At 59.3% G+C, this 24633-nt stretch carries 27 protein-coding genes; 20 read left to right on the top strand and 7 right to left on the bottom strand.

Features of this window, described 5'->3' with window-relative positions; genetic code table 11:
• Positions 1–2: 2 nt before the first annotated feature.
• A complete protein-coding gene (locus tag BFV67_RS20665; RefSeq protein ID WP_069598850.1) occupies positions 3–1220 on the bottom strand; it encodes an MFS transporter in 1218 nt (405 codons plus the stop codon).
• 145 nt (positions 1221–1365) lie between these two features.
• Between BFV67_RS20665 and BFV67_RS20670 the strand changes: the two genes are divergently transcribed.
• The 20 genes from BFV67_RS20670 to acpT all read left to right on the top strand — a co-directional run bounded on the left by BFV67_RS20670 (position 1366) and on the right by acpT (position 18451).
• The gene (locus BFV67_RS20670; RefSeq protein ID WP_008503075.1) at positions 1366–2415 is read left to right on the top strand and encodes an AI-2E family transporter; all 1050 of its coding nucleotides are present in this window, start codon (positions 1366–1368) and stop codon (positions 2413–2415) included.
• Between the two features lie 336 nt (positions 2416–2751).
• On the top strand, positions 2752–3141 hold the full coding sequence (locus BFV67_RS20675) for a lipoprotein (protein WP_008503076.1): 390 nt from the start codon (positions 2752–2754) through the stop codon (positions 3139–3141).
• A gap of 69 nt (positions 3142–3210) precedes the next feature.
• Positions 3211–4275, top strand: a complete 1065-nt coding sequence (locus BFV67_RS20680; RefSeq protein WP_008503077.1) for a class I SAM-dependent methyltransferase — start codon at positions 3211–3213, stop codon at positions 4273–4275.
• Positions 4276–4342: 67 nt separating this feature from the next.
• Positions 4343–5065 (top strand): beta-ketoacyl synthase chain length factor, encoded by a 723-nt coding sequence (locus BFV67_RS20685; RefSeq protein ID WP_069598851.1) that lies wholly within the window; start codon positions 4343–4345, stop codon positions 5063–5065.
• The gene (locus BFV67_RS20690) at positions 5062–5877 is read left to right on the top strand and encodes a lysophospholipid acyltransferase family protein (RefSeq protein WP_008503080.1); all 816 of its coding nucleotides are present in this window, start codon (positions 5062–5064) and stop codon (positions 5875–5877) included. Before BFV67_RS20685 ends, BFV67_RS20690 begins: the two co-directional genes overlap by 4 nt.
• Positions 5858–6115 carry a phosphopantetheine-binding protein gene (locus tag BFV67_RS20695; RefSeq protein WP_008503081.1) on the top strand — a complete coding sequence of 86 codons (258 nt, stop codon included), beginning with the start codon at positions 5858–5860 and terminating at the stop codon, positions 6113–6115. Before BFV67_RS20690 ends, BFV67_RS20695 begins: the two co-directional genes overlap by 20 nt.
• A 12-nt stretch (positions 6116–6127) precedes the next feature.
• Complete coding sequence (locus BFV67_RS20700; RefSeq protein ID WP_008503082.1) at positions 6128–6379, top strand: acyl carrier protein; 252 nt, start codon at positions 6128–6130, stop codon at positions 6377–6379.
• Between the two features lie 54 nt (positions 6380–6433).
• A complete protein-coding gene (locus BFV67_RS20705) occupies positions 6434–6973 on the top strand; it encodes a COG4648 family protein (RefSeq protein WP_198925665.1) in 540 nt (179 codons plus the stop codon).
• Positions 6966–8327, top strand: a complete 1362-nt coding sequence (locus BFV67_RS20710) for a class I adenylate-forming enzyme family protein (RefSeq protein ID WP_039267163.1) — start codon at positions 6966–6968, stop codon at positions 8325–8327. Before BFV67_RS20705 ends, BFV67_RS20710 begins: the two co-directional genes overlap by 8 nt.
• Positions 8314–8667, top strand: a complete 354-nt coding sequence (locus BFV67_RS20715; RefSeq protein WP_008503085.1) for an ApeI family dehydratase — start codon at positions 8314–8316, stop codon at positions 8665–8667. Before BFV67_RS20710 ends, BFV67_RS20715 begins: the two co-directional genes overlap by 14 nt.
• A complete protein-coding gene (locus BFV67_RS20720) occupies positions 8658–10349 on the top strand; it encodes a glycosyltransferase family 2 protein (RefSeq protein ID WP_069598852.1) in 1692 nt (563 codons plus the stop codon). Before BFV67_RS20715 ends, BFV67_RS20720 begins: the two co-directional genes overlap by 10 nt.
• Positions 10350–10352: 3 nt before the next feature.
• The gene (locus BFV67_RS20725) at positions 10353–10775 is read left to right on the top strand and encodes an acyl-CoA thioesterase (protein ID WP_008503087.1); all 423 of its coding nucleotides are present in this window, start codon (positions 10353–10355) and stop codon (positions 10773–10775) included.
• Positions 10772–11377 carry an outer membrane lipoprotein carrier protein LolA gene (locus tag BFV67_RS20730; RefSeq protein ID WP_045372068.1) on the top strand — a complete coding sequence of 202 codons (606 nt, stop codon included), beginning with the start codon at positions 10772–10774 and terminating at the stop codon, positions 11375–11377. Before BFV67_RS20725 ends, BFV67_RS20730 begins: the two co-directional genes overlap by 4 nt.
• The gene (locus tag BFV67_RS20735) at positions 11346–13670 is read left to right on the top strand and encodes an MMPL family transporter (protein ID WP_069598853.1); all 2325 of its coding nucleotides are present in this window, start codon (positions 11346–11348) and stop codon (positions 13668–13670) included. The genes BFV67_RS20730 and BFV67_RS20735 overlap by 32 nt, the downstream gene beginning before the upstream one ends.
• Positions 13667–14245, top strand: coding sequence for a DUF3261 domain-containing protein (locus BFV67_RS20740; protein WP_008503090.1), 579 nt, complete (start codon positions 13667–13669; stop codon positions 14243–14245). The genes BFV67_RS20735 and BFV67_RS20740 overlap by 4 nt, the downstream gene beginning before the upstream one ends.
• Position 14246: 1 nt before the next feature.
• Entirely contained in the window at positions 14247–15416 is a 1170-nt protein-coding gene (locus tag BFV67_RS20745) for a beta-ketoacyl-[acyl-carrier-protein] synthase family protein (RefSeq protein WP_063618186.1), read from the top strand.
• Positions 15413–15886, top strand: coding sequence for a hotdog family protein (locus tag BFV67_RS20750; RefSeq protein ID WP_069598854.1), 474 nt, complete (start codon positions 15413–15415; stop codon positions 15884–15886). The genes BFV67_RS20745 and BFV67_RS20750 overlap by 4 nt, the downstream gene beginning before the upstream one ends.
• The gene (locus BFV67_RS20755; RefSeq protein ID WP_008503093.1) at positions 15883–16614 is read left to right on the top strand and encodes a 3-ketoacyl-ACP reductase FabG2; all 732 of its coding nucleotides are present in this window, start codon (positions 15883–15885) and stop codon (positions 16612–16614) included. The genes BFV67_RS20750 and BFV67_RS20755 overlap by 4 nt, the downstream gene beginning before the upstream one ends.
• Positions 16611–17840 carry a beta-ketoacyl-ACP synthase gene (locus BFV67_RS20760; protein ID WP_058654976.1) on the top strand — a complete coding sequence of 410 codons (1230 nt, stop codon included), beginning with the start codon at positions 16611–16613 and terminating at the stop codon, positions 17838–17840. Before BFV67_RS20755 ends, BFV67_RS20760 begins: the two co-directional genes overlap by 4 nt.
• Before the next feature lie 2 nt (positions 17841–17842).
• On the top strand, positions 17843–18451 hold the full coding sequence (gene acpT / locus BFV67_RS20765) for a 4'-phosphopantetheinyl transferase AcpT (RefSeq protein WP_021242167.1): 609 nt from the start codon (positions 17843–17845) through the stop codon (positions 18449–18451).
• Here acpT and arnF read toward each other — a convergent pair.
• From arnF to arnC, 6 genes are read right to left on the bottom strand one after another with little or no spacing between them, the layout of a single operon-like run.
• The gene (gene arnF / locus BFV67_RS20770; RefSeq protein WP_032675597.1) at positions 18408–18788 is read right to left on the bottom strand and encodes a 4-amino-4-deoxy-L-arabinose-phosphoundecaprenol flippase subunit ArnF; all 381 of its coding nucleotides are present in this window, start codon (positions 18786–18788) and stop codon (positions 18408–18410) included. The genes acpT and arnF overlap by 44 nt on opposite strands.
• The gene (gene arnE / locus BFV67_RS20775) at positions 18785–19120 is read right to left on the bottom strand and encodes a 4-amino-4-deoxy-L-arabinose-phosphoundecaprenol flippase subunit ArnE (protein WP_069598855.1); all 336 of its coding nucleotides are present in this window, start codon (positions 19118–19120) and stop codon (positions 18785–18787) included. The genes arnF and arnE overlap by 4 nt, the downstream gene beginning before the upstream one ends.
• Positions 19120–20775, bottom strand: a complete 1656-nt coding sequence (arnT, locus tag BFV67_RS20780; RefSeq protein WP_069598856.1) for a lipid IV(A) 4-amino-4-deoxy-L-arabinosyltransferase — start codon at positions 20773–20775, stop codon at positions 19120–19122. The genes arnE and arnT overlap by 1 nt, the downstream gene beginning before the upstream one ends.
• Complete coding sequence (gene arnD / locus BFV67_RS20785; protein WP_023294743.1) at positions 20772–21674, bottom strand: 4-deoxy-4-formamido-L-arabinose-phosphoundecaprenol deformylase; 903 nt, start codon at positions 21672–21674, stop codon at positions 20772–20774. Before arnD ends, arnT begins: the two co-directional genes overlap by 4 nt.
• A complete protein-coding gene (arnA, locus tag BFV67_RS20790; RefSeq protein WP_008503100.1) occupies positions 21671–23653 on the bottom strand; it encodes a bifunctional UDP-4-amino-4-deoxy-L-arabinose formyltransferase/UDP-glucuronic acid oxidase ArnA in 1983 nt (660 codons plus the stop codon). Before arnA ends, arnD begins: the two co-directional genes overlap by 4 nt.
• Complete coding sequence (gene arnC, locus BFV67_RS20795; RefSeq protein WP_069598857.1) at positions 23650–24633, bottom strand: undecaprenyl-phosphate 4-deoxy-4-formamido-L-arabinose transferase; 984 nt, start codon at positions 24631–24633, stop codon at positions 23650–23652. The genes arnA and arnC overlap by 4 nt, the downstream gene beginning before the upstream one ends.

Here is a 24633-nt window from a genome sequence, read left to right on the forward strand (position 1 = left end):
TTTCACGATGATGACGTGGCCTCCGGTGCCTGCACCGGGGGCCATTTTTTTAGCCGCCACGTCAGCAGCAATGCCATCATGACCAGACCCGCCGCGGCAAGATAGATCACCGGTACCCCCGCCCAGGCCATTACCAGCCCTGCCAGCGGCCCGGTAATGCCCAACGACATATCCATAAACACCGTATAGGTCGCCAGCGCCGCCCCCTGGTTCTGCTGCGGCACCGCTTTCACCGCGACCACGCCCAGCGCCGGGAAGACCAGTGAAAAACCGGCTCCCGCGAGAAATACGCCCATTTTCGCCATCCAGGGCGCGCTGGCTACGCCGGTCAACAGCAGCCCGACAATCTCTACCGCAAAGCAGATCGTCGCCACGTTCAGCCCGCCCAGACGGTTGATGCCGTTAGGGAAAAGCAGGCGCGCCCCAACAAACGCACAGCTAAACAGGGTTAACGCAAAGGCCGCGCCGTCCCAGCCTTTGGCGTCATAGAACAGGGTAATGAAGGTGGCGATGACCCCGAAGCCGGTGGTCGCCAGCGCCAGCGCCATCCCGTATGGCCAGACCCGCCCGAGCACCGCCCGGAACGGCAGCGGCTTGCCCTTGCTGGCCTTCACTTTCGGGCGCGGCAGCGCAAACAGAATCGCCACAAGCGCGACCGCCATAATGGTGAGCGACAGTCCATACAGCCCGCCAAACGCATAGCAGGCCACGCCGAGCGGCGCACCGAGCGCCATCGCGCCGTAGGTGACAATCCCGTTCCAGGAGATCACCCGACCAATGTGTGGCGTCCCGACAACCCCCACGCCCCAGAGCGTCGAGCCGGTTCCCGCCAGGCTTTGCCCAATGCCGAGGATGACGCGGCCCAGGCAGAGCAGCGCCAGGCTGACCAGCGGCCAGTGGCTGGCTGAGGCAGCCAGCAGGTAGCTCAGGCCACTGAGGAAGCAGCCGCACAATCCCACCACCACGATGCTTTTTGGACCGAACGTGTCCGCGTATCGCCCGGCATGCGGGCGGCTCAGGAGCGTGGCGAAATACTGCAGGCTAATCACCAGCCCCGCCCAGAAGGCACTGAAGCCCATCACGTCATGGACATAGCCCGGCAGAACCGCCAGCGGCAGGCCGATGGTGAGATAGCTGGCAAAGTTAAAAATCACAACGGAAACGATGCGCAGATTGAGGCGCAGTCCGCTCAGTGCCGGTTCAGCGGCAGGTTCGGGCATGGGGTTCTACCTGGATTTTTTACAACAGTGTTTCACTATTACCACGCCCCAATAAGAAAATCAGCAGCGACTTTCAGATTAACGGTGCCAGACGAAGCGAGGCCCGGGCACTACACTTACCGGGTCATCACATTAAGGAACGCGCATGATCGCTAACCCGTCCGACAAAGCAGGACTCCACATCTTATTAAAGCTCGCCTGTCTGGTGGTTATCCTTGCGGGTATCCATGCGGCCGCCGACATCATAGTTCAGCTCCTGCTGGCGCTCTTTTTTGCCATTGTGCTTAATCCGCTGGTCACCTGGTTTCTGCGCCGGGGCGTTAGCCGCCCGGTCGCCATCACTATCGTCGTCATCGTGATGCTGATTGCCCTGACGGCGCTCTTCGGCGTGCTGGCGGCCTCGCTGAGTGAATTCTCCACCATGCTGCCGCAGTACAACAAAGAGCTGACGCGGAAGATCGTCGCACTCCAGGAGATGGTGCCTTTCCTTAATCTGCATATCTCACCCGAACGGATGCTGCGCAGGATGGACTCCGAGAAGGTCATGACCTACGCCACCACCTTGATGACGGGGCTTTCCGGCGCGATGGCCAGCATTCTGCTGCTGGTCATGACGGTGGTGTTTATGCTGTTTGAAGTCCGCCACGTCCCCTATAAGCTGCGCTTTGCACTGAATAACCCACAAATTCACATTGCTGGCTTACACCGGGCGCTGAAGGGCGTCTCTAAATATCTGGCGCTGAAAACGCTGCTAAGCGTCTGGACCGGGATCATCGTCTGGCTGGGGCTGATGCTGATGAACGTGCAGTTCGCGCTGATGTGGGGCGTGCTGGCGTTTCTGCTGAACTACGTGCCCAACATTGGCGCGGTGCTTTCCGCCGTGCCGCCGATGATTCAGGCGTTTCTGTTTAACGGTTTCTACGAATGTATGCTGGTCGGCGCGTTATTCCTCGTCGTGCACATGGTGCTGGGCAATATTCTCGAACCACGCATGATGGGGCACCGGCTCGGCATGTCGACGCTGGTCGTCTTTTTATCCTTACTGGTTTGGGGATGGCTGCTGGGCCCGGTCGGTATGCTGCTCTCGGTCCCCCTGACCAGCGTGTGTAAGATCTGGATGGAGACCACCAAAGGCGGCAGCAAGCTGGCCATTTTGCTCGGGCCGGGAAGGCCGAAAAGCCGGTTGCCTGGGTAGCTGACCTACCTGTATAGGTAGGTTTAAACCGCCAATAATCCGCCTTAAATTACCGCGTTCATAACCTGTCGCGGTATTTTTATTTGCGTTAAGGAAATATTAATTCTGTTTTTGTTTACGTCGGTCGCATTACGTTGAAACGCAAATCATGATTTAACGCAAATTAAAAAAAATGAAATTGTTAATTATTTTCCATGTTATTATGCCCGCCTTCGCGTCAACGTAATGCAAACATTAATATTGATTAAAAAAACATCTGGCACATAAGAAACGCCGGATGAATATTATTTGTAAAAACCACTACCTTTAATTGTTATTATTGATATGGAGTTGTTGATGAAAAAGATCGTTAAATGGTGTGCTGCCGCCGTATTCGTTGGCGCACTGGCAGGCTGTGCGCGTACTGCCCCAATCGCTCAGGTTCACTCTACTGTGAGCGCGGGTCATACCGCCGACCAGGTAAAAACAGCGATTTTGAAAGCAGGACAAAAACGTGACTGGATCATGACGGAAGCCGGTCCGGGCGTTATCAAAGGTCGTCTGCAGGCGCGCGACCACTCGGTCGACGTTCGTATTCCTTATTCCGCAACAAGCTATTCCATTAACTACGAAAGCAGTATGAACCTGAAAGCGGCTGACGGTAAAATTCACAAAAATTATAACCGTTGGGTGAATAACCTCGACCACGATATTCAGCTGAACCTCTCCGCGGGCGCCGCACTGTAATATTTTTCTAAAGTCGGGCCGCATATGGCCCGATAACCCTTATTTCTTGCCCTGAAAGGTTACGCAGCAATGTACGAAAAGGATACGCTCAGCGCACTGGATGCCATTACCGAAGCGCAACGCATCGCTTTTGCTCCGATGTTATTTCAGACCGCGCTTTGTCTGCGTAACTCAGGCATTCTCGCCTGGCTCGATAAACAAGGTAAAGAGGGTGCCAGCCTCGAGGAAATAACCGAACACAGCACGCTCGGCAGCTATGGCGTCAGCGTACTGCTGGATATGGGATTAAGCGGGCGGATCGTTACCCAACAGCATGGACGTTATTTTCTGGCGAAAGTGGGCCACTTTTTACTGCACGATGAAATGACCCGCGTAAATATGGATTTCACTCAGGACGTTTGTTACAAAGGGCTATTTCACCTGGCGGACGCCCTGAAGGAAGAAAAACCTGCGGGATTAGCGGTGTTTGGCAACTGGCCAACCATCTATCCGGCATTATCCCAATTACCGGCTCAGGCGAAAGAGAGCTGGTTCGCCTTTGATCATTACTATTCCGACGCCGCGTTTGACGCCGCTTTGCCATATATATTCGCAAGCTCGCCGACAAAATTGTACGATGTGGGCGGAAATACGGGTAAATGGGCGTTACGCTGCTGCCGCTATGACGAAAATGTTGCCGTGACGATCCTCGACCTGCCGCAGCAGATAGCGCTGGCGCAGGAAAACATCGCAAAAGCAGGTTTTTCTCATCGTATTGGATTCCATGCTGTCGATATGCTTAGCCCAGCAGCCTTGCCGGGTGAGGCCGACGTCTGGTGGATGAGCCAGTTTCTGGATTGTTTCTCTCCGGATCAGATTGTCGCCATGCTGACGCGCGTCGCACAGGTCATGAAGCCAGGCGCACGTTTGTGCATCATGGAGCTTTTCTGGGATGCCCAGAAGTTTGAAGCGGCCTCTTTCAGCCTGAATGCCACCTCGCTCTATTTCACCTGTATGGCGAATGGCAATAGCCGGTTTTACAGCGTAGAGGCGTTTTATCGTTACCTGGAGAGCGCAGGTTTCAGCGTTGAACAGCGTCTGGATAACCTTGGGGTCGGGCATACCCTGCTGATATGCACCAAACGTGAACAATAGAGCAGCTTAGCTGCCCGGGTGGCCAGGTCTGCCCTTTGAATACGGTTTTTTTCGCGGACGCGCGTAGATGAAATTTTCACTGAACATTATCGACTGGCAGGCGAGAGCCCCAGGACTCAGCGATGCCACAGAGTGGCAGGCGTGGTCACGCCTGCAGCTGCCCGTCGATCCAGCGGCCCCGCTTCCCCGGCTGACCGCTTTACCCATGATGACCGCGCGCCGCCTCAATTCAGGCAGTAAGCTGGCGGTGGACATTGGTCTCGCTATGCTGCAACACCACGCCATTGATGCCGTCGTCTATTCCAGCCGCCACGGCGAGCTGGAGCGCAACTACCGTATTCTGCATGCTCTGGCGACGGGGCAATCCGTATCGCCTACCGACTTCGCCATGTCCGTGCACAACTCGGCGGTGGGCAATCTCACGATTACCGCACGCCAGGCAATCGTCTCGTCATCCATTTCTGCCGGGCTGGACACCTTCCAGCAGGCATTATGTGAAGTCCTGAGCCTGCTGCAGGCGGGCTACTCCCGCGTCTTGCTGGTCGATTTTGACGGCGCACTGCCGGAATTTTACCACCCGGCGTTACCGCACCAGATGCCCACCTGGCCCTACGCGCTGGCGCTGGTGATTGAATCCGGCAAGGAATTGCAGTGTGAAACCCGCAGCGGCTGCACGGGGGATGAACCCGCCCTTCCGCAAAGCCTGGTGTTCCTGCAACGCTATCTCAGCGAGGCACGCCAGTTTGTGGTACCCGGCGAACGTTTGCTGTGGCAATGGACGCGCGCATGAACCGCCTGACTGCCCGAATTAACTGGTTATGGCGTCTGGTGATGACCGGATTCTGCTTCGTGCTGTTTGGCGTGGGCGGGCTGCTGCTGTCACTGGTATGGTTCAACCTGCTGCTGATCGTCCAGCGCGACCGCACCAACCGCCGTCGCCTTGCGCGGCGCAGCATTGCGGCCAGCTTCCGCTTCTTCCTGACCGTTGCCCGTGGCCTCGGGGTACTGGACTATCGCATTCACAATCTTGACGCCCTGCGCAACGATCGGGGTTGTCTGGTGGTGGCTAACCACCCCACGTTAATTGACTACGTGATTCTGGCATCGGTGATGCCAGAAACCGACTGTCTGGTGAAAAGCGCGCTGCTGCGCAATCCGTTTGTCAGCGGCGTCATCCGCGCGGCGGATTACCTGATTAACAGCGAAGCCGAGCCTCTGCTGGCTGCAAGCCAGCAGCGTCTGGCTCAGGGCGACACGCTGTTAATCTTCCCGGAAGGCACACGTACCCGGTCTGGCGAAGCTATTTCCCTCCAGCGCGGCGCAGCAAATATCGCCGTGCGCTGTAACAGCGATCTGCGGGTGGTGCTGATCCACTGTAGCGAACATCTGCTGGATAAAAAAAGTCGCTGGTATGATGTGCCGCCAGAAAAACCTGTCTTCACCGTGGATGTCCGCGACCGCGTGAACATCGACGAATTTTACGATGCAAATGAACAAGAACCGGCGCTGGCGGCAAGGCAGTTAAACCGGCATCTACAGCATCGATTAACATCAGGCCTTCAATCTTTGTCAGGAATTAATGATGCAAGCGCTTTATCTTGAAATTAAGAATCTCATTATCACCACGCTGAATCTGGACGAGCTTACCGCAGAGGATATTGATACCGATGCCGCGCTGTTTGGCGATGGGCTGGGTCTCGACTCTATCGACGCGCTGGAACTGGGTCTGGCCGTGAAAAACCAGTATGGCGTGGTGCTTTCTGCTGAAAGCGAAGAGATGCGCCAGCACTTCTTTTCCGTCGCCACGCTGGCGTCCTTTATCAACGCTCAACGCGCCTGAGATGTGATCACGATGACCGAACAAGAAACCATTTATCAGGAAGTCTGTGGCCTTCTGACCCGACTGTTTGAAATCGACCCGCAGGATATTACCCCTGAAGCCCGTCTTTACGAAGACCTGGAGCTGGACAGCATTGATGCGGTGGACATGATTGTTCATCTGCAGAAGAAAACGGGCAAGAAAATCAAGCCGGAAACCTTCAAATCGGTTCGTACCGTTCAGGATGTGGTAGACGCCGTCGAACAGCTTCTGCGCGAAGAGTAAGACGTCGTGCGCGGCGGACGGACATTCCCGATCATCCCACTTCTGACGGGGTTGATGCTGCTGGCGTGGCCCTTCCTGGTTGGATTTGGGCTGGCGCATAACAGCCTGCAGTGGCTATTACCCGTGATGGCTCTGGTGTTACTGCTGCGGCTGCGTCAGGCGCAGCGGAACACAAGCCCGATGCGGTATGTGGTGCAGTGCGTGGCGCTGGCGGGGATCGCCCTCTGCACGGCAAGCTACCTGCTGAAAGCCCACCAGTGGCTGCTGCTCTACCCGGTGGTCGTCAACCTTGTCATGCTGGCCGTGTTTGGCGGTTCGCTGTGGACAGCGATGCCGCTTGTCGAACGACTGGCGCGCTTGCGCGAGCCAAACTTGCCCCCGGAGGGCGTGCGCTATACCCGTAAGGTGACCCTCGTCTGGTGCGGTTTTTTCGTCGGCAACGGCACGATGGCGCTGTTTACCGTCCTCCACGGCGACATGCATCTGTGGACGCTATGGAACGGTATGGTGGCTTACATCCTGATGGGGATGCTGATGGCAGCAGAGTGGCTGGTGCGCCAGCGGGTGATAAAAAAAGAGATGCACAATGACTAACCCCCTTCCGCTGGGCCAGTGGTTAAATGCGCCGCGCCCTGACGACACGCCTGTTGCCTGGCTTGACGATCGTACCTGGACGCTGGGCCAGTTGCGCCACGACGTAACCTTACTGGTCGAGACCCTGCGTCAGCAGGAAGGCGAGCGCTGGGCGCTGTGCTTTGAAAACAGCTACCTGTTTATTGTTGCGCTGCTGGCCTCGCTGCACGCCGGTAAAACACCGGTCATTCCCGGCCATAGCCGCGTCTCGCAGCTTGAAGAACAGCAATCTTTGTTTAGCGGCGTTCTGAGCGATCGGACTCTTGGTTTTCATGGGAAACAGATTGTGGTGGCCTCCAGCCACCAGACAGCCAGCCACTGGGTGCCTCTGCCGATCATTGACGAAAACCGCTTCGTTGAACTGTTCACCTCAGGCTCCACGGGCACCCCGCGCCGGGTGGTTAAGCACATCGTCAGTCTGGATCGCGAAGCCCGCCTGCTGGCTAACCGCTTTGGTGAGCGTCTGGCCGGATGCAGCATTGTGGCCTCGGTCGTACCGCAACATCTGTATGGCCTGACATTCCGTATCGTCTTGCCGATGGCGCTGGGCCTGCCGCTGCATGCCGCGATGCTCTATTACGCAGAACAACTGGCCGCCCTGCCTCCTGACAGGCAATACCTGTTCATCAGCAGCCCGGCGTTCCTGAAGCGCCTGGATACCGAGCTTGCCGCGCCGCCCGTCAGGATGCTGATTTCAGCAGGTGGAATGCTGCCCTGGCGTGACGTCTCGACCACCTCCGGCTGGCTTAACCTTTGGCCGGATGAAATTTATGGCAGTACCGAAACCGGGATCCTCGCCTGGCGCCATCGTCAGGAGGATAACGTGCCCTGGCTACCGTTCCCCGGCGTGATCTTCCATCAGGAAGATGACGCCTGTCGCGTTACGTCGCCACTGATCCATGAGCCAGAAGGGCTCCAGCTCGACGATATCCTGCACTTCGACAGCGAGGGGCTTTTCAGCATCGCCGGTCGCCGCGGGCGAGTGGTCAAAATTGAAGAAAAACGCATCTCGCTTAACGAGATCGAACGCCGCCTGCTGGAGCTCGACGGTATTTGCGAAGCGGCCGCCCTGCCGGTCACGCGCGGGGGTCGTCAGGGGATTGGCGCCCTGCTGGTTCTGGATGAAACGGCCCGTCAGCGCGGGTATGTGCAGGATAAAAAAGCGCAGGAGTTCGCCTGGCGTCGCGCCCTGCTGCCGTGGCTTGAACCCGTCGCGGTGCCGCGCTACTGGCGCATCGTTGATGAAATGCCGGTAAACAGTATGAACAAGCGTGTCTATGCGCAGTTAGAGGAGTTATTTCATGAAAATTCATGAAATTGAGCGCCACCAGACACAGCCGGAGAAGCTGGAGATCGTTTTGCATCTCGACGCAACGCTGTTCTGGTTTCAGGGCCATTTCGCCGTACAACCGCTGCTGCCCGGCGTTGCGCAGCTTGACTGGGTGATGCACTACGCCACGACGTTACTGGCACCGGGCTATCGCTTTCACAGCATTCAAAACGTGAAGTTTCAGGCACCACTGCTGCCGGAAACCACGGTGACGCTGATGCTTGAGTGGCATGCCGAACGTCAGATGCTGACCTTCAGCTATCAACGCCATGCCGGGGCTGAGCGCCACACCGCCAGCAGCGGGAAAATTCGTCTATGTCAGTAATCTTTCGTCCCTGCGTGCTGATCCCGTGCTACAACCACGGCGCGATGATTGCCAGCGTGCTGTCACGTCTCGCGCCGTTCGGCCTGCCGTGCCTGGTGGTGGATGACGGCAGCGACGCAGTAACCCGTCAGGAGCTTGAGCGCCTGGCGGCGGAGCAGCCGCAGATGACGCTGGTTCGTCTGGCGCAAAACGCCGGAAAAGGTGCCGCGGTCATCAGAGGGCTGGAGGAGTGCGCGCGGACGGGTTACACCCACGCCGTGCAGGTGGATGCGGACGGTCAACACGCCATTGAAGATATCCCCAAACTGCTGGCGCTGGCGGAGCGCCACCCGGACGCGCTGATTTCCGGCCAGCCCATTTACGATGACTCTATTCCGCGCTCCCGACTTTACGGGCGCTGGATCACCCACGTTTGGGTGTGGATTGAAACCTTATCGCTGCAGCTTAAAGACAGCATGTGCGGCTTTCGGGTCTATCCGGTTTCACCCACGCTGCGGCTGGCAGCGCGCGAACCGCTCGGCAAGCGGATGGACTTTGACACCGAAGTGATGGTTCGTCTCTACTGGCAGGGCAACACCAGCGTCTTTCTGCCCACGCGCGTGACCTATCCGCAGGACGGTTTGTCCCACTTCGACGCGCTAAAAGATAACGTGCGGATCTCCCTGATGCATACCCGGCTCTTCTTCGGCATGCTGCCCCGCATGCCCGGCCTGCTTTTCCGTCGACGCCGCCAGCACTGGGCGCAGCAGGACGAGGTCAAGGGTCTGTGGGGGATGCGCCTGATGCTGCGCGTCTGGGAACTACTGGGTCGGCGGGCCTTTACCGTGCTGTTGTGGCCGGTTATCGGCGTGTACTGGCTTATCGCGCGTCCGGCGCGGCAGGCCTCGCGGCAGTGGATGGCGAGAGTGAAGCAAGAACTGCGTCAGCGGAGCATGCCTGTTCCCTCACGGCTTAACAGCTTTTTCCATTTCATGCGCTTCGGCAACGCGATGCTGGATAAAGTCGCCAGCTGGCGCGGCGAGCTGAAGCTTCATCGCGATATTGTCTTTGCCCCCGGCGCGAGCGAAGCGTTAAACATCGCGGCTCCACAGGGCAAACTGCTGCTGGCCTCGCACCTTGGCGACGTAGAGGCCTGCCGGGCCCTGGCTCAGCTGGAAGGCAGTAAAATCATCAACGCCCTGGTTTTCAGCGAGAACGCCCAGCGCTTTAAGCAAATCATGAGCGAAATGGCGCCCGAAGCTGGCGTGAATTTGATGTCGGTCACCGACATCGGCCCGGACACCGCCATTGCCATCAAAGAGAAGCTTGAGCGCGGTGAATGGGTCGCGATTGTGGGGGATCGCATCGCGGTGAATCCGCAGCGCGGCGGCGAATGGCGCGTGATCTGGAGCCGATTCATGGGCCAGCCTGCACCGTTCCCACAGGGGCCGTTTATCCTGGCCTCCATCCTGCGCTGCCCGGTGGTGCTGATTTTCGCCCTGCGCCAGCAGGGTAAGCTCGTCCTGCACTGCGAGCCGTTTGCCGACCCGCTGCGCCTGCCGCGCGGTGAACGCCAGCAGGCACTGCAAGATACCGTCGATCGCTATGCGCAGCGGCTGGAACATTACGCCCTCATGTCGCCGCTCGACTGGTTTAATTTTTTCGATTTCTGGCATCTGCCAGAGTCCAGTGAGAAGGAGTAAAGGGTGCTAACCGATCCCCGCTTTACGACTGAAGTCGAGATCACCGTTCCGTTCCACGACGTCGATATGATGGGCGTGGTCTGGCACGGTAACTATTTCCGCTACTTTGAGATCGCCCGCGAGGCGCTGCTCAATCAGTTTGATTATGGCTATCGCCAGATGAAGGCCTCCGGCTACGTCTGGCCCGTCGTCGACACCCGGGTGAAATACCGCGATGCGGTGACCTTTGAGCAGCGTATTCGCGTCCGCGCGCACATTGAAGAGTATGAAAACCGCCTGCGCATTGCCTATCAAATTTTCGATGCGCAGACCGGCAAACGCACGACCACCGGTTACACCATTCAGGTGGCGGTGGAAGAAGCGACCCGCGAAATGTGCTTTGTGAGCCCGGCAATACTGTTTGAACGTATGGGAGTAACACCATGAAATGGTTGCCTTTACTGGCGCTGATCGTCAGCCCGCTGGTCAGCGCCGTGACGCTGGATGAGCTGCAGCAGCGCTTCACCGAGCAGCCCGTGGTGCGCGCGCATTTCGAACAGGTTCGCACGATAAAAGATATGCCGCAGCCGCTGCGCTCGCAGGGCGAGATGCTGATCGCCCGCGACAGCGGCCTGCTGTGGGATCAAAAAGCGCCGTTTCCGATGACGCTCCTGCTGGACGACAAGCGGATGGTGCAGGCGATTAACGGCCAGCCGCCGCAAACCATCACTGCCGACAATAATCCGCAGATGTTCCAGTTCAACCATCTTCTGCGCGCCCTGTTCCAGGCGGACCGCAAGGTGCTGGAAGAGAACTTCCGCATCGATTTTAAAGACCTGGGAGCGGGCCGCTGGTCGCTGGTGCTTACGCCAAAAACGACGCCGCTGGACAAGATTTTCGCCACCCTCGATCTGGGCGGCGCGACCTATCTGGAAACGATTCGCCTCAACGACAAACAGGGCGACCGTACCGATATCGCCCTTTCTCACCACCAACTGACGCCCGCCAGCCTGACCGATGACGAACGCCAACGCTTTGCCGCACCGTAAATCCCTGCGCCCGGCGCTGCTGTGGGCCACGTTATGCCTGATTCTGCTGGGCGTGTTGCTGTCGCTGCTGCCCGGCGCGCGACTGAACAGCAGCGTGCTGGCCATGCTGCCGAAGCAGACGCTGGGGGCGATCCCGCCGGCGCTCAACGACGGGTTTATGCAGCGTCTCGACCGCCAGCTGGTCTGGCTGGTCAGCCCCGGCAAAGAGCCGGATCCGCGCGTGGCACAGCAGTGGCTGGCGCTGCTGCAAAGCACTGATTCGCTCAGCGAGGTCAAAGGCCCGATGGACGCCGCCGGGCAAAAGGCCTGGGGAGAGTTCTTCTGGCAGCACCGAAATGGCCTGATTGACCCCGCCACCCGCGCCCGCCTGCAAAACGGCGGAGAAGCGCAGGCGCAGTGGATTTTATCTCAGCTCTACTCGGCCTTTTCCGGCGTCAGCGGTAAAGAGCTGCAAAACGATCCCCTGATGCTGATGCGCGGCTCGCAGCTCGCTCTGGCGCAAAACGGCCAGAAGCTGCGGCTGATGGACGGCTGGCTGGTCGCAAAAGATGAGGCGGGAAACTACTGGTATCTGCTCCACGGCGAGCTGGCGGGCTCATCATTTGATATGCAGCAGACCCACCGGCTCGTGACGACGCTTAACGCGCTGCAGGAGACGCTGAAAGCCCACTACCCTCAGGCACAGCTGCTTTCCCGCGGGACCGTGTTCTACAGCGATTACGCCAGCCAGCAGGCCAAACGTGATGTTTCGACGCTGGGTATCGCCACCCTGCTTGGCGTGTTCCTGCTCATCGTGGCGGTGTTCCGCTCTCTGCGCCCGCTGCTGCTGAGCGTGCTCTCCATTGCCATCGGCGCGCTGGCGGGGACGGTGGTGACGCTGCTGCTCTTTGGCGAGCTGCACCTGATGACGCTGGTGATGAGCATGAGCATCATCGGAATTTCGGCAGACTACACGCTTTACTACCTGACCGAACGGATGGTACACGGCGCGGAGCATTCTCCCTGGCAAAGCCTGGCCAAAGTTCGCAATGCGCTGCTGCTGGCGCTGCTGACGACCGTCGCCGCCTACCTGATTATGATGCTGGCCCCCTTCCCCGGGATCCGCCAGATGGCGGTGTTCGCTGCCGTGGGGCTGAGCGCCTCCTGCCTGACGGTGATTTTCTGGCATCCGTGGTTGTGCCGCGGGTTACCGGTGCGCCCGGTTCCCTTTATGGTCCTGATGCTGCGCTGGCTGGCCGCCTGGCGACGCAGTAAAAAACTGTCAATTGGTCTTCCCGTCGCGCTGGCGCTGCTCTCCGCCGTGGGAATAAGCACGCTGAAGGTGGACGACGACATCGCCCAGCTGCAGGCGTTGCCGAAAGATATTCTGACGCAGGAGAAGGCCATTACCGCCCTGACCGGACAGAGCGTGGATCAGAAATGGTTTGTGGTTCATGGCGCTTCGCCTCAGCAAACGCTGGAGCGGCTGGAAGCCTTTACCCCGGCGCTGGCAGAGGCGCAGAAAGCGGGAGAAATTACCCGCTGGCGCACCCTGCCGCTGAACTCGCTGGCCCGCCAGAAAAGCGATCTTACGCTGCTGCAAAACGCCGCGCCTGCGGTAACGAACGTGCTGAAAAGCGCAGGGCTCAACGCCGTCTCCCCGAATCTGGACGCCATGCCGGTCAGCGTGGACGCGTGGCTTAAAAGCCCGGCCAGCGAAGGCTGGCGTCTGCTCTGGCTGACCCTGCCCGACGGTCAAAGCGGCGTGCTCGTGCCGGTGGACGACGCAAAAAACAGCGCGGCCCTCGGCGAGCTGGCCGCGCGCCATGACGGTGTCGTCTGGGTCGATCGCAAAGCCAGTTTTGACACCCTGTTTGCCCTCTACCGCACGCTGCTGACGGGGCTCCTGTTTGCCGCGCTGGGGGTGATTGCCTGCGGGGCGATGGTGCGCCTCGGCTGGCGTAAGGGGCTGATAAGCCTGGTGCCGTCCGTGCTCTCGCTGAGCTGCGGGCTGGCGGTACTGGCTGCAACGGGCCACCCGGTAAACCTGTTTTCACTGCTGGCGCTGGTGCTGGTGCTCGGCATTGGCATTAACTACACGCTGTTTTTCAGCAACCCGCGCGGCACGCCGCTGACCTCGATGCTGGCGATTACGCTGGCGATGATGACCACGCTGCTGACGCTGGGCATGCTCGTCTTCAGCGCCACGCAGGCCATTAGCAGCTTTGGTATCGTGCTGGTGAGCGGTATTTTTACCGCCTTCCTGCTGGCGCCGCTGGCGATGCCGGATAAGAAAGAGAGAAAACGTAAATGAACGCTTTTTACCGCGCCGTCGCGCTAACCGCGGCGCTGCTGCTGGCAGGCTGCAGCCATTCGACCGATACCCAAGAGACGCGTCCCCAGGCCTGGCTCCAGCCGGGAACCCGCGTTACGCTCCCGCCGCCCGGCATTAGCCCGGCGGTAAGCTCCCAGCAGCTGCTGACCGGCAGCTTTAACGGGCAAACGCAGTCCCTGCTGGTGATGCTCAACGCGGATGCGCATAAAGTGACGCTGGCCGGGCTCTCTTCCGTGGGCATTCGTCTGTTCCTGGCGACGTACGATGAGACCGGTATTCATACCGAGCAGTCGATCGTTGTGCCGCAGTTGCCGCCCGCCAGCCAGGTGCTGGCCGACGTGATGCTCAGCCACTGGCCGATTAGCGCCTGGCAGCCGCAGTTGCCGAAGGGCTGGACGCTGACTGACACGGGCGATCGGCGCGAACTGCGTAACGCCAGCGGCAAACTGGTGACGGAGATTGTCTACCTGCAGCGTAAAGGCAAGCGCGAGCCGATCAGCATCGAGCAACACGTTTTTAAATACCACATCACCATTCAATATCTGGGTGACTGAGATGATTTATATTTCCGCTGTTGGCATGGTCAACGCGCTGGGCAACTCGCATGATGAAATCGCTGCTAACCTGGTGACGGGCGTAGCGCCGGGTATGCATGCCCGAACCGGCTGGTTACAGGGTTCACCCGATGCCGTGCTGGGCGGTGTGGAAGGCGAACTGCCGCCCATCCCGGAAACGCTGTCCGCACACCGCACCCGCAACAACCAGCTTCTGCTGGCCGCGCTGGCGCAGATTCAGTCGACCGTCGACGAGGCTATCGCCCGCGTCGGCCGCGATCGGGTGGCCGTGGTGCTGGGGACCAGCACCTCTGGGCTGGATGAAGGCGATGAGCACGTGCAGCGCATGACCCATGGCGAAGCGAGCACGCACTGGCAGTACCCGCAGCAGGAGCTCGGCGATCCGTCCCGCTTCCTCGCCAACTGGCTTCAGCTCGAAGGCCCGGCCTATACGATCTCGACAGCCTGCTCTTCCAGCGCGCGAGCGATGATCGGCGGCAAACGTCTGATTGAAGCCGGGCTGGTGGACATCGCCATTGTTGGCGGAGCAGATACCCTGAGCCGGATGCCCGTCAACGGGTTTAACAGCCTTGAATCCTTCTCCCCTTCGCTCTGCGAGCCTTTTGGTCGCGACCGTCGGGGGATCACCATCGGTGAAGCCGCCGCGCTGATGGTGCTTAGCCGTGAGCCCGCGGACGTGGCGCTGCTCGGGACGGGGGAATCCAGCGATGCGTACCATATCTCCGCTCCGCATCCGCAGGGCGAAGGGGCGATCAGGGCCATCACGCAGGCGCTCAACGAAGCGGGTATGCAGCCCGGAGATATCGGCTACATCAACCTGCACGGCACGGCCACGCCGCTTAACGATCAGATTGAATCGCAGGTGGTACACGATCTCTTTGGGGAAAGCGTACCCTGTAGCTCTACTAAACACCTTACCGGCCATACGCTGGGCGCTGCCGGTATCACCGAAGCGGCCCTGAGCTGGCTGATTCTGACGCGCGATCTGCCCTTACCGCCGCAGGACTTCACCCGCTACGCACCGGACGACACGCTGGCGCCGTGCGGTCTGCTGCACCAGCGCACCGCGCTGACAAAGCCGGTCATTCTGTCTAACTCGTTCGCGTTTGGCGGCAACAACGCCAGCATTCTGCTGGGGAGAGCGTCATGAGCTACTTATCACCCGAAGCCTATTTGCCGCACGATGCGCCCATGATGTTGCTGGAGTCCGTTGAGAATGTGACGGACGACATAGCGGTATGCCGCGTCGCGATAGACAGACAAAGCGTGCTGGCACCCTTTCTGAATGCCGATGGCGACCTGCCGGGCTGGTACGCGCTCGAGCTGATGGCGCAGACCGTCGGCGTCTGGTCCGGCTGGCATCGCCAGCAGCAGGGGCAGGAGCATATTGCGCTGGGCATGGTGCTCGGCGCGCGTGAACTGATCTGCGCCAGCGGGCGTTTCGCCGCAGGCTTGACGCTGGACATCACCGTTAAGCTGCTGATGCAGGACGAACGCTTCGGCAGTTTTGAATGCGCAATTTCCGCTAATGAAGAGACGCTGGCCACGGGCCGGGTCAACACCTTCCAGCCAAGCGCAGAAGAATTAACCTCGCTTTTTAATCAGGGATCTAACGCATGAGTCGTTCCGTACTGGTCACCGGGGCCAGCAAAGGCATAGGGCGCGCCATCGCCCGCCAGCTTGCCGCCGACGGGTTTACCGTAGGCGTGCATTACCATCGTGATGCCGCAGGCGCGCAGGAGACGCTGGACGCCATCACGCAGGCGGGCGGCAACGGCCGTTTACTCTCGTTTGATGTGGGCAACCGCGAACAGTGCCGCGAGGTGCTGGAACAGGACATTGAAGCCCATGGCGCATGGTATGGCGTGGTCAGCAACGCGGGTATCACCCGCGATGGCGCCTTTCCGGCATTGAGTGAAGACGACTGGGACAGCGTGATCCACACCAATCTCGACAGTTTTTATAACGTCATTCACCCCTGCATTATGCCGATGATTGGCACCCGTAAAGGGGGACGCATTATCACCTTATCGTCCGTGTCCGGCGTGATGGGTAACCGCGGGCAGGTGAACTACAGCGCGGCAAAAGCGGGCATTATCGGTGCCACCAAAGCGCTGGCGATTGAGCTGGCAAAACGCAAAATCACCGTGAACTGCATTGCGCCGGGGCTGATTGATACCGGAATGATTGAAATGGAAGAGGCCGCGCTGAAAGAAGCGATGTCCATCATTCCAATGAAACGCATGGGCCAGGCTGAGGAGGTCGCCGGGCTGGCAAGCTATCTGATGTCAGATATTGCGGGTTACGTCACCCGCCAGGTCATTTCCATTAACGGAGGAATGCTATGACGCGTCGCGTGGTGATTACGGGCATGGGCGGCGTGACCGCCTTTGGCGAAAACTGGCAATCCGTGTCCAGCAGGCTGCTGGCGTATGAAAACGCGGTGCGTAAAATGCCGGAGTGGCAGATCTATGATGGCCTGCACACCCTGCTGGGCGCGCCGATTGATGACTTCACGCTGCCGGAACATTATACCCGCAAACGGATCCGCGCCATGGGCCGCGTGTCGCTGATGTCGACCCGCGCCACCGAGCTGGCGCTCGAGCAGGCGGGGCTGATTGGCGAGGCGGTGCTCACCAATGGGCAAACGGGTATCGCGTATGGCTCATCCACAGGCAGTACCGGGCCCGTCAGCGAATTCGCCACTATGCTCACCGAAAAGCACACCAATAACATCACCGGCACAACCTACGTGCAGATGATGCCGCACACCACCGCGGTGAATACCGGACTGTTCTTTGGATTACGTGGCCGCGTCATCCCGACCTCAAGCGCCTGTACGTCAGGCAGCCAGGCAATTGGCTACGCCTGGGAGGCGATTCGCCACGGCTATCAGACCGTTATGGTTGCGGGGGGCGCTGAGGAGTTGTGCCCGTCTGAAGCGGCGGTGTTTGACACGCTGTTTGCCACCAGCCAGCGTAACGATGAACCCAAAACCACCCCTTCGCCATTTGATACGCAGCGCGATGGTCTGGTGATTGGGGAAGGCGCGGGCACCCTGATACTCGAAGAGCTGGAGCATGCCAAAGCGCGCGGAGCCACTATCTACGGCGAAATCGTGGGCTTTGCCACTAACTGTGATGCGGCCCATATCACCCAGCCTCAGCGTGAAACCATGCAGATTTGTATGGAGCAGTCGCTGGCCATGGCGGGATTAAGCGCCCTGGATATGGGGTATATCTCCGCACACGGTACTGCCACCGATCGCGGTGATATTGCTGAAAGCCAGGCCACTGCCGCTATCTATGGTGACAACGTGCCGATTTCATCGCTGAAGAGCTATTTTGGCCACACGCTCGGAGCCTGCGGCGCGCTGGAAGCGTGGATGAGTTTACAGATGATGCGTGAAGGCTGGTTTGCCCCGACACTCAATTTGAGGCAACCGGATGAGCAATGTGGTGCTTTAGATTATATTATGGGAGAAGCCCGCCAGATCGATTGCGAGTATCTGCAGAGCAATAACTTCGCGTTTGGCGGCATCAACACCTCGATTATCATTAAACGCTGGGCGTAACTATGTACCAGTTTGTACTGGGAAAAATATCCACCCTTTGCGCGGACCCGCTGGCGTCAACGTTCGCAGACAGCGCACCTCAGGGTGCTCGCAATGCCTCATGGCTGGCTGGCAGGATGCTGCTCGCCAGAGCGTTATCCCCTCATCCGCTCCCCGACATTATTTACGGCGAGCAGGGGAAACCGGCCTTTGCGGAGGGCCATCCGCTGTGGTTCAACCTGAGCCACAGCGGTGACGATATCGCCTTGCTGATGAGCGATGAAGGCGAAGTCGGCTGTGATATCGAAGTGATTCGCCCCAGGAAGAACTGGCAGGCGTTAGCGAATGCCGTCTTCAGCATGACGGAGCATGATGAGCTTGAGCGCGAAGCGCCAGAGGAACGGCTTGCCGCCTTCTGGCGTATCTGGACGCGAAAAGAGGCAATCATCAAACAGCGTGGCGGTAGCGCATGGCAGATTGTCAGCATCGACAGCACGGCGCCGTCTCACTCGGTCAGCCAGGTGCAGATCGGCTCACTCAGCCTGGCCGTTTGTACGTCGACCCCTTACACCCTGACCACCGAGTCGATTATCCACGTCGGGGCAGGAAAATCACCAGTACACCCAACATAATAAACACGACGCCGACCAGCCCGTGCCAGGAGAAGCTTTCTCCCCAGCCCGGCAGCAGGATCGCGGCGCCCCACACCAGGATATAGCTAAGACTCAGCAAGGCATACGCTTTGCTGAGCGCCATGCGATGCAGCGCCAGGTACCAGCAGCCCATAGAAGCCACATACCCCATCAACCCCAGCAGCAGCGCGCCCGTGCCGGACGAGACGTGCCACAGCGCGGAAATAAACGTCAGAATCTCGCTGACCGGAGGCAGAGCCTGCATGGCCTCGCGCAGCAGCAGCTGCGCGGCGCTGACTAACAGCACGCTGCATAAGGCCCAGAACGCCCCTTTCACAGGCTCCCTCCCAGGATAACAATCCCAATGATGATCAACCCCACCCCCAGCCAGTGATGCAAGGCGACGTTTTCACGCCAGAATACCTTCGCCGCCAGCGTCACCCAGACAAAATTGAGGCTCAGCATAGGGTAGGCAATGCCGACAGGCAGGCGCTGCAGCACCACCACCCAGACCAGCATCCCGCTGCCCAGCGCCAGCAGAGCCAGGCCAAGCCACAGCGCGATATGCACGCCACGCCGCCCGGCTTTCGCCGGACGGGTAGCCTGTTTCTGGCACAGCTGTCCTGCACAGCTGAGCAGGCTTGCCAGTATCAGCCAGATCCAGGTCATCACTTCGGCAGATACTGCAGGTAGGCCAGACGGCCCTGGATATACAGGCTGTCCGGTTCTGGCAAATTCGCCCGCGAAAGGTCATCGCGTTTTGATAGCAGAATCACCAGCGATACGCGTCCCTGCTGACGGTGCTCAGCCAGCCACTGCGCGAAGTCATCTTTACCGACAAAACGATCTTTCACATCAGGATAATCCAGCCCGTAGCGCAGTTCGCCACTCTGACCAAACAGCGTGATGTCATTGCGCTTCAGCTCCCACGCCAGGCCAGCGGCCAGGCCCACGTTATTGGCCAAGACAAATCGGCTGTCCTGAAGCGGCTCGCGCACGGTGTCGACCAGCGACTGCGGCTGTTTGGAATCCACCACCAGGTTAGGAATGGCAAAACCGATCAGCAGCGCCAGGCCCGCAGGGCAGAGCGCCGCAAGCCACCAGCGCTGCTGACTCTGCCTGAACGTAAACCAGCCGACCGCGGCCCAGATGAGGAACGCGACCACCGCGCAGAACACTTTATACAGTTCAACCGAGGACCAGACCGGATGCTTAGCGAACCCCCACGGGGAGACCACCAGCGCCGCCACCATGCCGATAACGCCAAACGCCAGGTTGATCCCGCCATTAATGCGTAACGCTCTGGCGCCCTTCTCCGCCGCGAGGCAGGCATAGCGCGCCATCAGGATCGCCAGCGGGGCAAAGCACGGCAGGATATAGGTCGGCAGCTTGCCTTTGGCGATGCTGAAGAACAGCAGCGGCATTATCACCCAACCCAGCAGATAGAACCCGCCGCCCGCGTTTTGTCTGTCATTCCATCCGAGACGAAACGCACCGGGCAGCAGCGCCAGCCACGGCAGGCTACCCGCGATCAGGAACGGCACGTAGTACCAGAACGGGGCTTTGTGCTGCGCGTCGCTCTGGGCAAAACGCTGAATATGCTCAACCCAGAAGAAGTAACGCCAGAAGTCAGGCTCACGCTGCGCAATCGCCAGCCCCCATGGCAGAACAATCAGCACGCAGCTCAGGATCGCGAGCCAGCCAAAAATCAGCACCTCTTTCCAGCGCTTCTGGGCGATCACCCACGGCAGCACGCCAATCACCGGTACCGCCAGCGCCAGGAAGCCTTTGGTCATCACCCCCATCCCGCAGGCCAGCCCAAGCAGCACATAGCCCCCCGCTTTTCCGGCAACGGTCTGGGCCTGTGACGCCAGCCAGAAGCTGCACATCGCCGCCACCAGCCACAGGGTGATGATGGGATCCAGCACCGCATACGTGCCGATGCCATACACCAGGAACAGGGTCAGGAAGATCAGGCCGGAGAAAATGGCTGTCCGCTTATCCCGCCAGAGACGCCAGGCCATCCAGATGACCAGCAGCGCCGCTACACCGGTGGAGAAGATAGACCCGGCGCGCACGGCGAGGTTCGTGTGCCCGAACAGCATCTGCCCGATGCTGTTGATCCAGTAGCCGGCAATCGGCTTTTCAAAGTAACGCAGCCCCAAAAAATGCGGGACAACCCAGTCTCCGGAGGCCAGCATTTCGCGGCTGATTTCCGCATAGCGCGTTTCATCAGGCTGCCAAAGCAGGCGGATATCAACCGGGATGAGGTAGTAAACGATAAACAGTGCGAGAAGCGCTAAGCCATAACGGGCTGTTTTCATTGGACCGGACTCACGGTTTGTTGATAGCCAAGCCAGCCTTCCCGGCCAGCCAGTTCATTACGGACCACTTTGCCCACGGGCAGGGTGCTGAGGTCGTCTGGCAGCAGCTCGCTTAACGGGCAAAACGCAATGCCTTCCTGAGCGGCCATCGTCAGCAGTTCGTCGAAATCATGCTGATACGCAATCCCTTCCACTTCGGCATGGATGGTATACACCGGCGTACCGGCGTCACGATGAATGCGGTCCAGGATGTAGCGATTGAACTCATCAGCTTTCACCTCGCGCCCGACCACTTCATCCCAGGTGGGAAGCGTGACCGGAATTTGCACCGTACCGTAGCGATTTTCGCCCAACAGCGGCAAAAAGGGCCCGGTTCCGCGGCAATCGCTGTTGTAGCGAAACGCAAAGGCTTCTTTGGCCTTCACGACGCGCTGATCCGCACGCCATCCCGCCACGGCGGAGCAGCGCACGGGCTGACCGATAATGGCCTCCAGCTCCAGCATCCCACGCTCGACCTCACGGGACAGGCGCGGGATATCCCAGACGCCCGCCCAGGCTTGCCATGCATGGTGATCCCAGGCGTGCAGACCCACCTCATGATGTTGCGCCGCCTCACGGATAACCGCTTCATTACCCGCGCCGATGCGTCTGCCGGGCCAGGCGGTGCCGGCCAGCAAAATATCCCAGCCGTAGAGGGATGCTGCGCGCGAGCGCAGCATTTTGAACAGAAATGCCGGTTTAACCAGACGCCATAAATGGCGTCCCATGTTGTCAGGCCCCACGCTGAAGAAAATGCTGGAGCGCACGCCGTGCTTGCTCAGCAGTTCCAGCAGTTTGGGTACGCCGTCACGCGTTCCCCTGAAGGTGTCGACATCAATGCGTAAACCGACTTTTTTCATGAGACCTGTTCCGACAGCTCCACGGTGCGCAGGAAGAAATCAAGCGTTTCATCAATGGTCTGTTCCATCTTCACCGTCGGCGTCCAGTTCAGGCAGCGCTTCGCATTGCGAATGCTTGGCTTACGGTGCTCAACGTCCTGATACCCTTTACCGTAGTAGCTGCTGCTTTCCACTTCGCGGAAACCGGCAAACGGCGGGAATTTATCGCGCAGCGGGTGGCGCTCAAAGCTGGCCAGCAGCATCTCGGCCAGCTCGCGAATGCTCGCTTCGTTGTCCGGGTTGCCGATGTTGATGATTTCACCGTTGCAGCGATTATCTTTGTTTTCGATGATGCGGAACAGCGCTTCGATACCGTCGCTGATATCCGTAAAGCAGCGTTTCTGTTTCCCGCCTTCGATAAGCTTGATTGGCGAGCCTTCCACCAGGTTCAGGATCAGCTGGGTGATCGCACGGGAGCTGCCGATACGCGCCGCGTTCAGGTTGTCCAGACGTGGCCCCATCCAGTTGAACGGACGGAACAGGGTAAAGCGCAGGCCCTCTTTCTCACCGTAGGCCCAAATCACGCGGTCCAGCAGCTGTTTGGAGACGGAGTAAATCCAGCGCTGCTTATTGATCGGCCCGACCACCAGGTTGGAGGTGTCTTCATCGAAGTTCTTATCGGTACACATGCCGTACACTTCAGAGGTGGACGGGAAGATGATGCGCTTGTCGTATTTCACGCAGTCGCGGATGATCTTCAAGTTCTCTTCGAAGTCCAGCTCAAACACGCGCAGCGGGTTACGGGTGTACTCGATTGGCGTGGCAATGGCGACCAGCGGCAGCACCACGTCGCATTTCTTAATGTGGTATTCAATCCACTCGGAGTGGATGCTGATGTCCCCTTCCACGAAGTGGAAGCGCGGGTTGTCGAGGAAACGGCTGATCGCATCCGCGCCAATATCCAGGCCGTAGATTTCGTAGTTATCGTCTTTGAGCAGACGTTCGGTCAGGTGGTTACCGATAAAACCGTTCACGCCGAGGATCAGCACGCGGGTACGGCGTTTGATGGCCACCACCGGCGCGCTGGTGATCAGCGCCCCGGCCACCAGCCCCAGCGACTGCGCCAGCTGGGTGCCCTGAACGTACAGACCGTTGTCGGTTTGGCCGGTAACGATCTCCAGCGCCTGCTCGCCGCAGCTCACAATCAGCGGGGAGACGGAGACGACGGTGCCCGGTTTTGCCGCCGGAATGTCGTCACGCACGCGGGATTTCCAGACGATGAACTTGCTGACGCCCGCAAAGCTGTAGGCGCCCGGCCACGGGTCGGTCACGGCGCGCACCAGGTTGTGCAGCTGGCGGGCCGGTTTGTTCCAGTCCAGACGACCATCTTCCGGCGCGCGGCGGCCAAAGCAGCTTGCCTTGCTCTCGTCCTGCGCGGTCTCGCTGAAGGTGCCGTTAAGGATGCCCGGCAGCGCATCGCGCAGCAGCGTCTGTGCCGTCGCGTTCAGCTTTTGATGCAGCTGCAGCGCGGTGTCGTCCGCATCAATAGCGACCTTCTGCTGCGCCACGATAGCGCCCGCATCCGCACGGCGTACCATGCGGTGCAGCGTCACGCCCGTTTCCGTTTCACCGTTCACCAGCACCCAGTTCAGCGGGGCGCGGCCACGGTAGGCAGGCAGCAGAGAACCATGAAGATTAAAGGCGCCTTTTGCAGCCAGGCCTAAGATCTCGTCGGAGAGCAGGTTGCGATAGTAAAACGAGAAGATGACGTCAGGCGCGAGGGCGCGGATGCGCTCCACCCACAGCGGGTGGTTGACGTCGTCTGGCGCATAAACCGGAATACCACGCTCGGCGGCGATACGCGCAACGGAGCCGAAAAAGTTATTCTCTCCAGCCGTGTCCGGATGGGTAAAAATTGCCGCAATGTCATAGCCCGCTTCCAGCAGGGCCTGCGTGCCCGTGCACCCCATATCGTGATAGGCAAATACAACAGCTTTCATGGGTGAATTTCCTCTTGAGATGCTTTGTGTTCCTGACGGACAACACGTTGAATAAAGTAGCGCGGACGCGCGCGAACGTCGTTATAGATACGGCCAATGTATTCACCGAGGAGACCCATCCCGACAAACTGGGCGCCGATGAACATAAACAGCACGGCAAAGAGCATAAAGACCCCTTCCGCCGCCCACTGCGGGCCAAAGACCAGGCGCAGTACCACCAGCAGAACGGACAGCGCGAAACCGGCCACGGCGATGATGCTGCCGAACACGCTCAGCAGACGCAGCGGCGTGGTGGTCAGGCAGGTGATGAGGTCGTACATCAGGTTGATGAGGCGCATAAAGCTGTACTTCGACTCCCCGTGCTCGCGCTCGGCGTGCAGGACCGGGATTTCCGTTGCCTTACGGGCAAAGGTATTCGCCAGAATCGGAATGAAGGTGCTGCGCTCATGGCAATGCAGCATGGCGTCGACAATATGGCGGCGGTAGGCGCGCAGCATGCAGCCGTAATCGCCCATCGCTTTACCGGTCGTGCGCTGGATAAGACGGTTGATGGTACGCGAGGCCAGCTTGCGGAACAGGCTGTCCTGACGATTCTGACGGACCGTGCCGACCACGTCATAGCCTTCGTCGGCTTTGGCCACCAGGCGCGGGATCTCTTCCGGCGGGTTTTGCAGGTCCGCGTCCAGGGTGATAATCAGATCGCCCGTGACGTGGCTAAACCCCGCCATAATCGCCGAGTGCTGGCCGTAGTTACGGTTGAGCAGCACGGCAACGATGTGGCTGCCTTCGGCCTGCGCGGCGTCGGTCATCATCATCGCGGAATTATCGCTACTGCCATCATCCACCAGCAGAATTTCGTAGGCCTTGCCCATCGTGTCGCAGGCGGCCGTTGTGCGGCGGATCAGTTCGGGCAGGCTCTCCTGCTCGTTATAAACCGGGATGACCACGGATACTTTTTGTACAGGCGGTGCACTGAACAT

The organism is Enterobacter roggenkampii (assembly GCF_001729805.1).
Taxonomy (GTDB): Bacteria; Pseudomonadota; Gammaproteobacteria; order Enterobacterales; family Enterobacteriaceae; genus Enterobacter; species Enterobacter roggenkampii.

Bases quoted from the DNA above. Each gene is read 5' to 3' on its own strand.
- BFV67_RS20665 (WP_069598850.1), bottom strand. From the start codon at position 1,220: ATGCCCGAACCTGCCGCTGAACCGGCACTGAGCGGACTGCGCCTCAAT.
- BFV67_RS20670 (WP_008503075.1), top strand. From the start codon at position 1,366: ATGATCGCTAACCCGTCCGACAAAGCAGGACTCCACATCTTATTAAAG.
- BFV67_RS20675 (WP_008503076.1), top strand. From the start codon at position 2,752: ATGAAAAAGATCGTTAAATGGTGTGCTGCCGCCGTATTCGTTGGCGCA.
- BFV67_RS20680 (WP_008503077.1), top strand. From the start codon at position 3,211: ATGTACGAAAAGGATACGCTCAGCGCACTGGATGCCATTACCGAAGCG.
- BFV67_RS20685 (WP_069598851.1), top strand. From the start codon at position 4,343: ATGAAATTTTCACTGAACATTATCGACTGGCAGGCGAGAGCCCCAGGA.
- BFV67_RS20690 (WP_008503080.1), top strand. From the start codon at position 5,062: ATGAACCGCCTGACTGCCCGAATTAACTGGTTATGGCGTCTGGTGATG.
- BFV67_RS20695 (WP_008503081.1), top strand. From the start codon at position 5,858: ATGCAAGCGCTTTATCTTGAAATTAAGAATCTCATTATCACCACGCTG.
- BFV67_RS20700 (WP_008503082.1), top strand. From the start codon at position 6,128: ATGACCGAACAAGAAACCATTTATCAGGAAGTCTGTGGCCTTCTGACC.
- BFV67_RS20705 (WP_198925665.1), top strand. From the start codon at position 6,434: ATGCTGCTGGCGTGGCCCTTCCTGGTTGGATTTGGGCTGGCGCATAAC.
- BFV67_RS20710 (WP_039267163.1), top strand. From the start codon at position 6,966: ATGACTAACCCCCTTCCGCTGGGCCAGTGGTTAAATGCGCCGCGCCCT.
- BFV67_RS20715 (WP_008503085.1), top strand. From the start codon at position 8,314: ATGAAAATTCATGAAATTGAGCGCCACCAGACACAGCCGGAGAAGCTG.
- BFV67_RS20720 (WP_069598852.1), top strand. From the start codon at position 8,658: ATGTCAGTAATCTTTCGTCCCTGCGTGCTGATCCCGTGCTACAACCAC.
- BFV67_RS20730 (WP_045372068.1), top strand. From the start codon at position 10,772: ATGAAATGGTTGCCTTTACTGGCGCTGATCGTCAGCCCGCTGGTCAGC.
- BFV67_RS20735 (WP_069598853.1), top strand. From the start codon at position 11,346: ATGACGAACGCCAACGCTTTGCCGCACCGTAAATCCCTGCGCCCGGCG.
- BFV67_RS20740 (WP_008503090.1), top strand. From the start codon at position 13,667: ATGAACGCTTTTTACCGCGCCGTCGCGCTAACCGCGGCGCTGCTGCTG.
- BFV67_RS20745 (WP_063618186.1), top strand. From the start codon at position 14,247: ATGATTTATATTTCCGCTGTTGGCATGGTCAACGCGCTGGGCAACTCG.
- BFV67_RS20750 (WP_069598854.1), top strand. From the start codon at position 15,413: ATGAGCTACTTATCACCCGAAGCCTATTTGCCGCACGATGCGCCCATG.
- BFV67_RS20755 (WP_008503093.1), top strand. From the start codon at position 15,883: ATGAGTCGTTCCGTACTGGTCACCGGGGCCAGCAAAGGCATAGGGCGC.
- BFV67_RS20760 (WP_058654976.1), top strand. From the start codon at position 16,611: ATGACGCGTCGCGTGGTGATTACGGGCATGGGCGGCGTGACCGCCTTT.
- acpT (WP_021242167.1), top strand. From the start codon at position 17,843: ATGTACCAGTTTGTACTGGGAAAAATATCCACCCTTTGCGCGGACCCG.
- arnE (WP_069598855.1), bottom strand. From the start codon at position 19,120: ATGACCTGGATCTGGCTGATACTGGCAAGCCTGCTCAGCTGTGCAGGA.
- arnT (WP_069598856.1), bottom strand. From the start codon at position 20,775: ATGAAAACAGCCCGTTATGGCTTAGCGCTTCTCGCACTGTTTATCGTT.
- arnD (WP_023294743.1), bottom strand. From the start codon at position 21,674: ATGAAAAAAGTCGGTTTACGCATTGATGTCGACACCTTCAGGGGAACG.
- arnA (WP_008503100.1), bottom strand. From the start codon at position 23,653: ATGAAAGCTGTTGTATTTGCCTATCACGATATGGGGTGCACGGGCACG.
- arnC (WP_069598857.1), bottom strand. From the start codon at position 24,633: ATGTTCAGTGCACCGCCTGTACAAAAAGTATCCGTGGTCATCCCGGTT.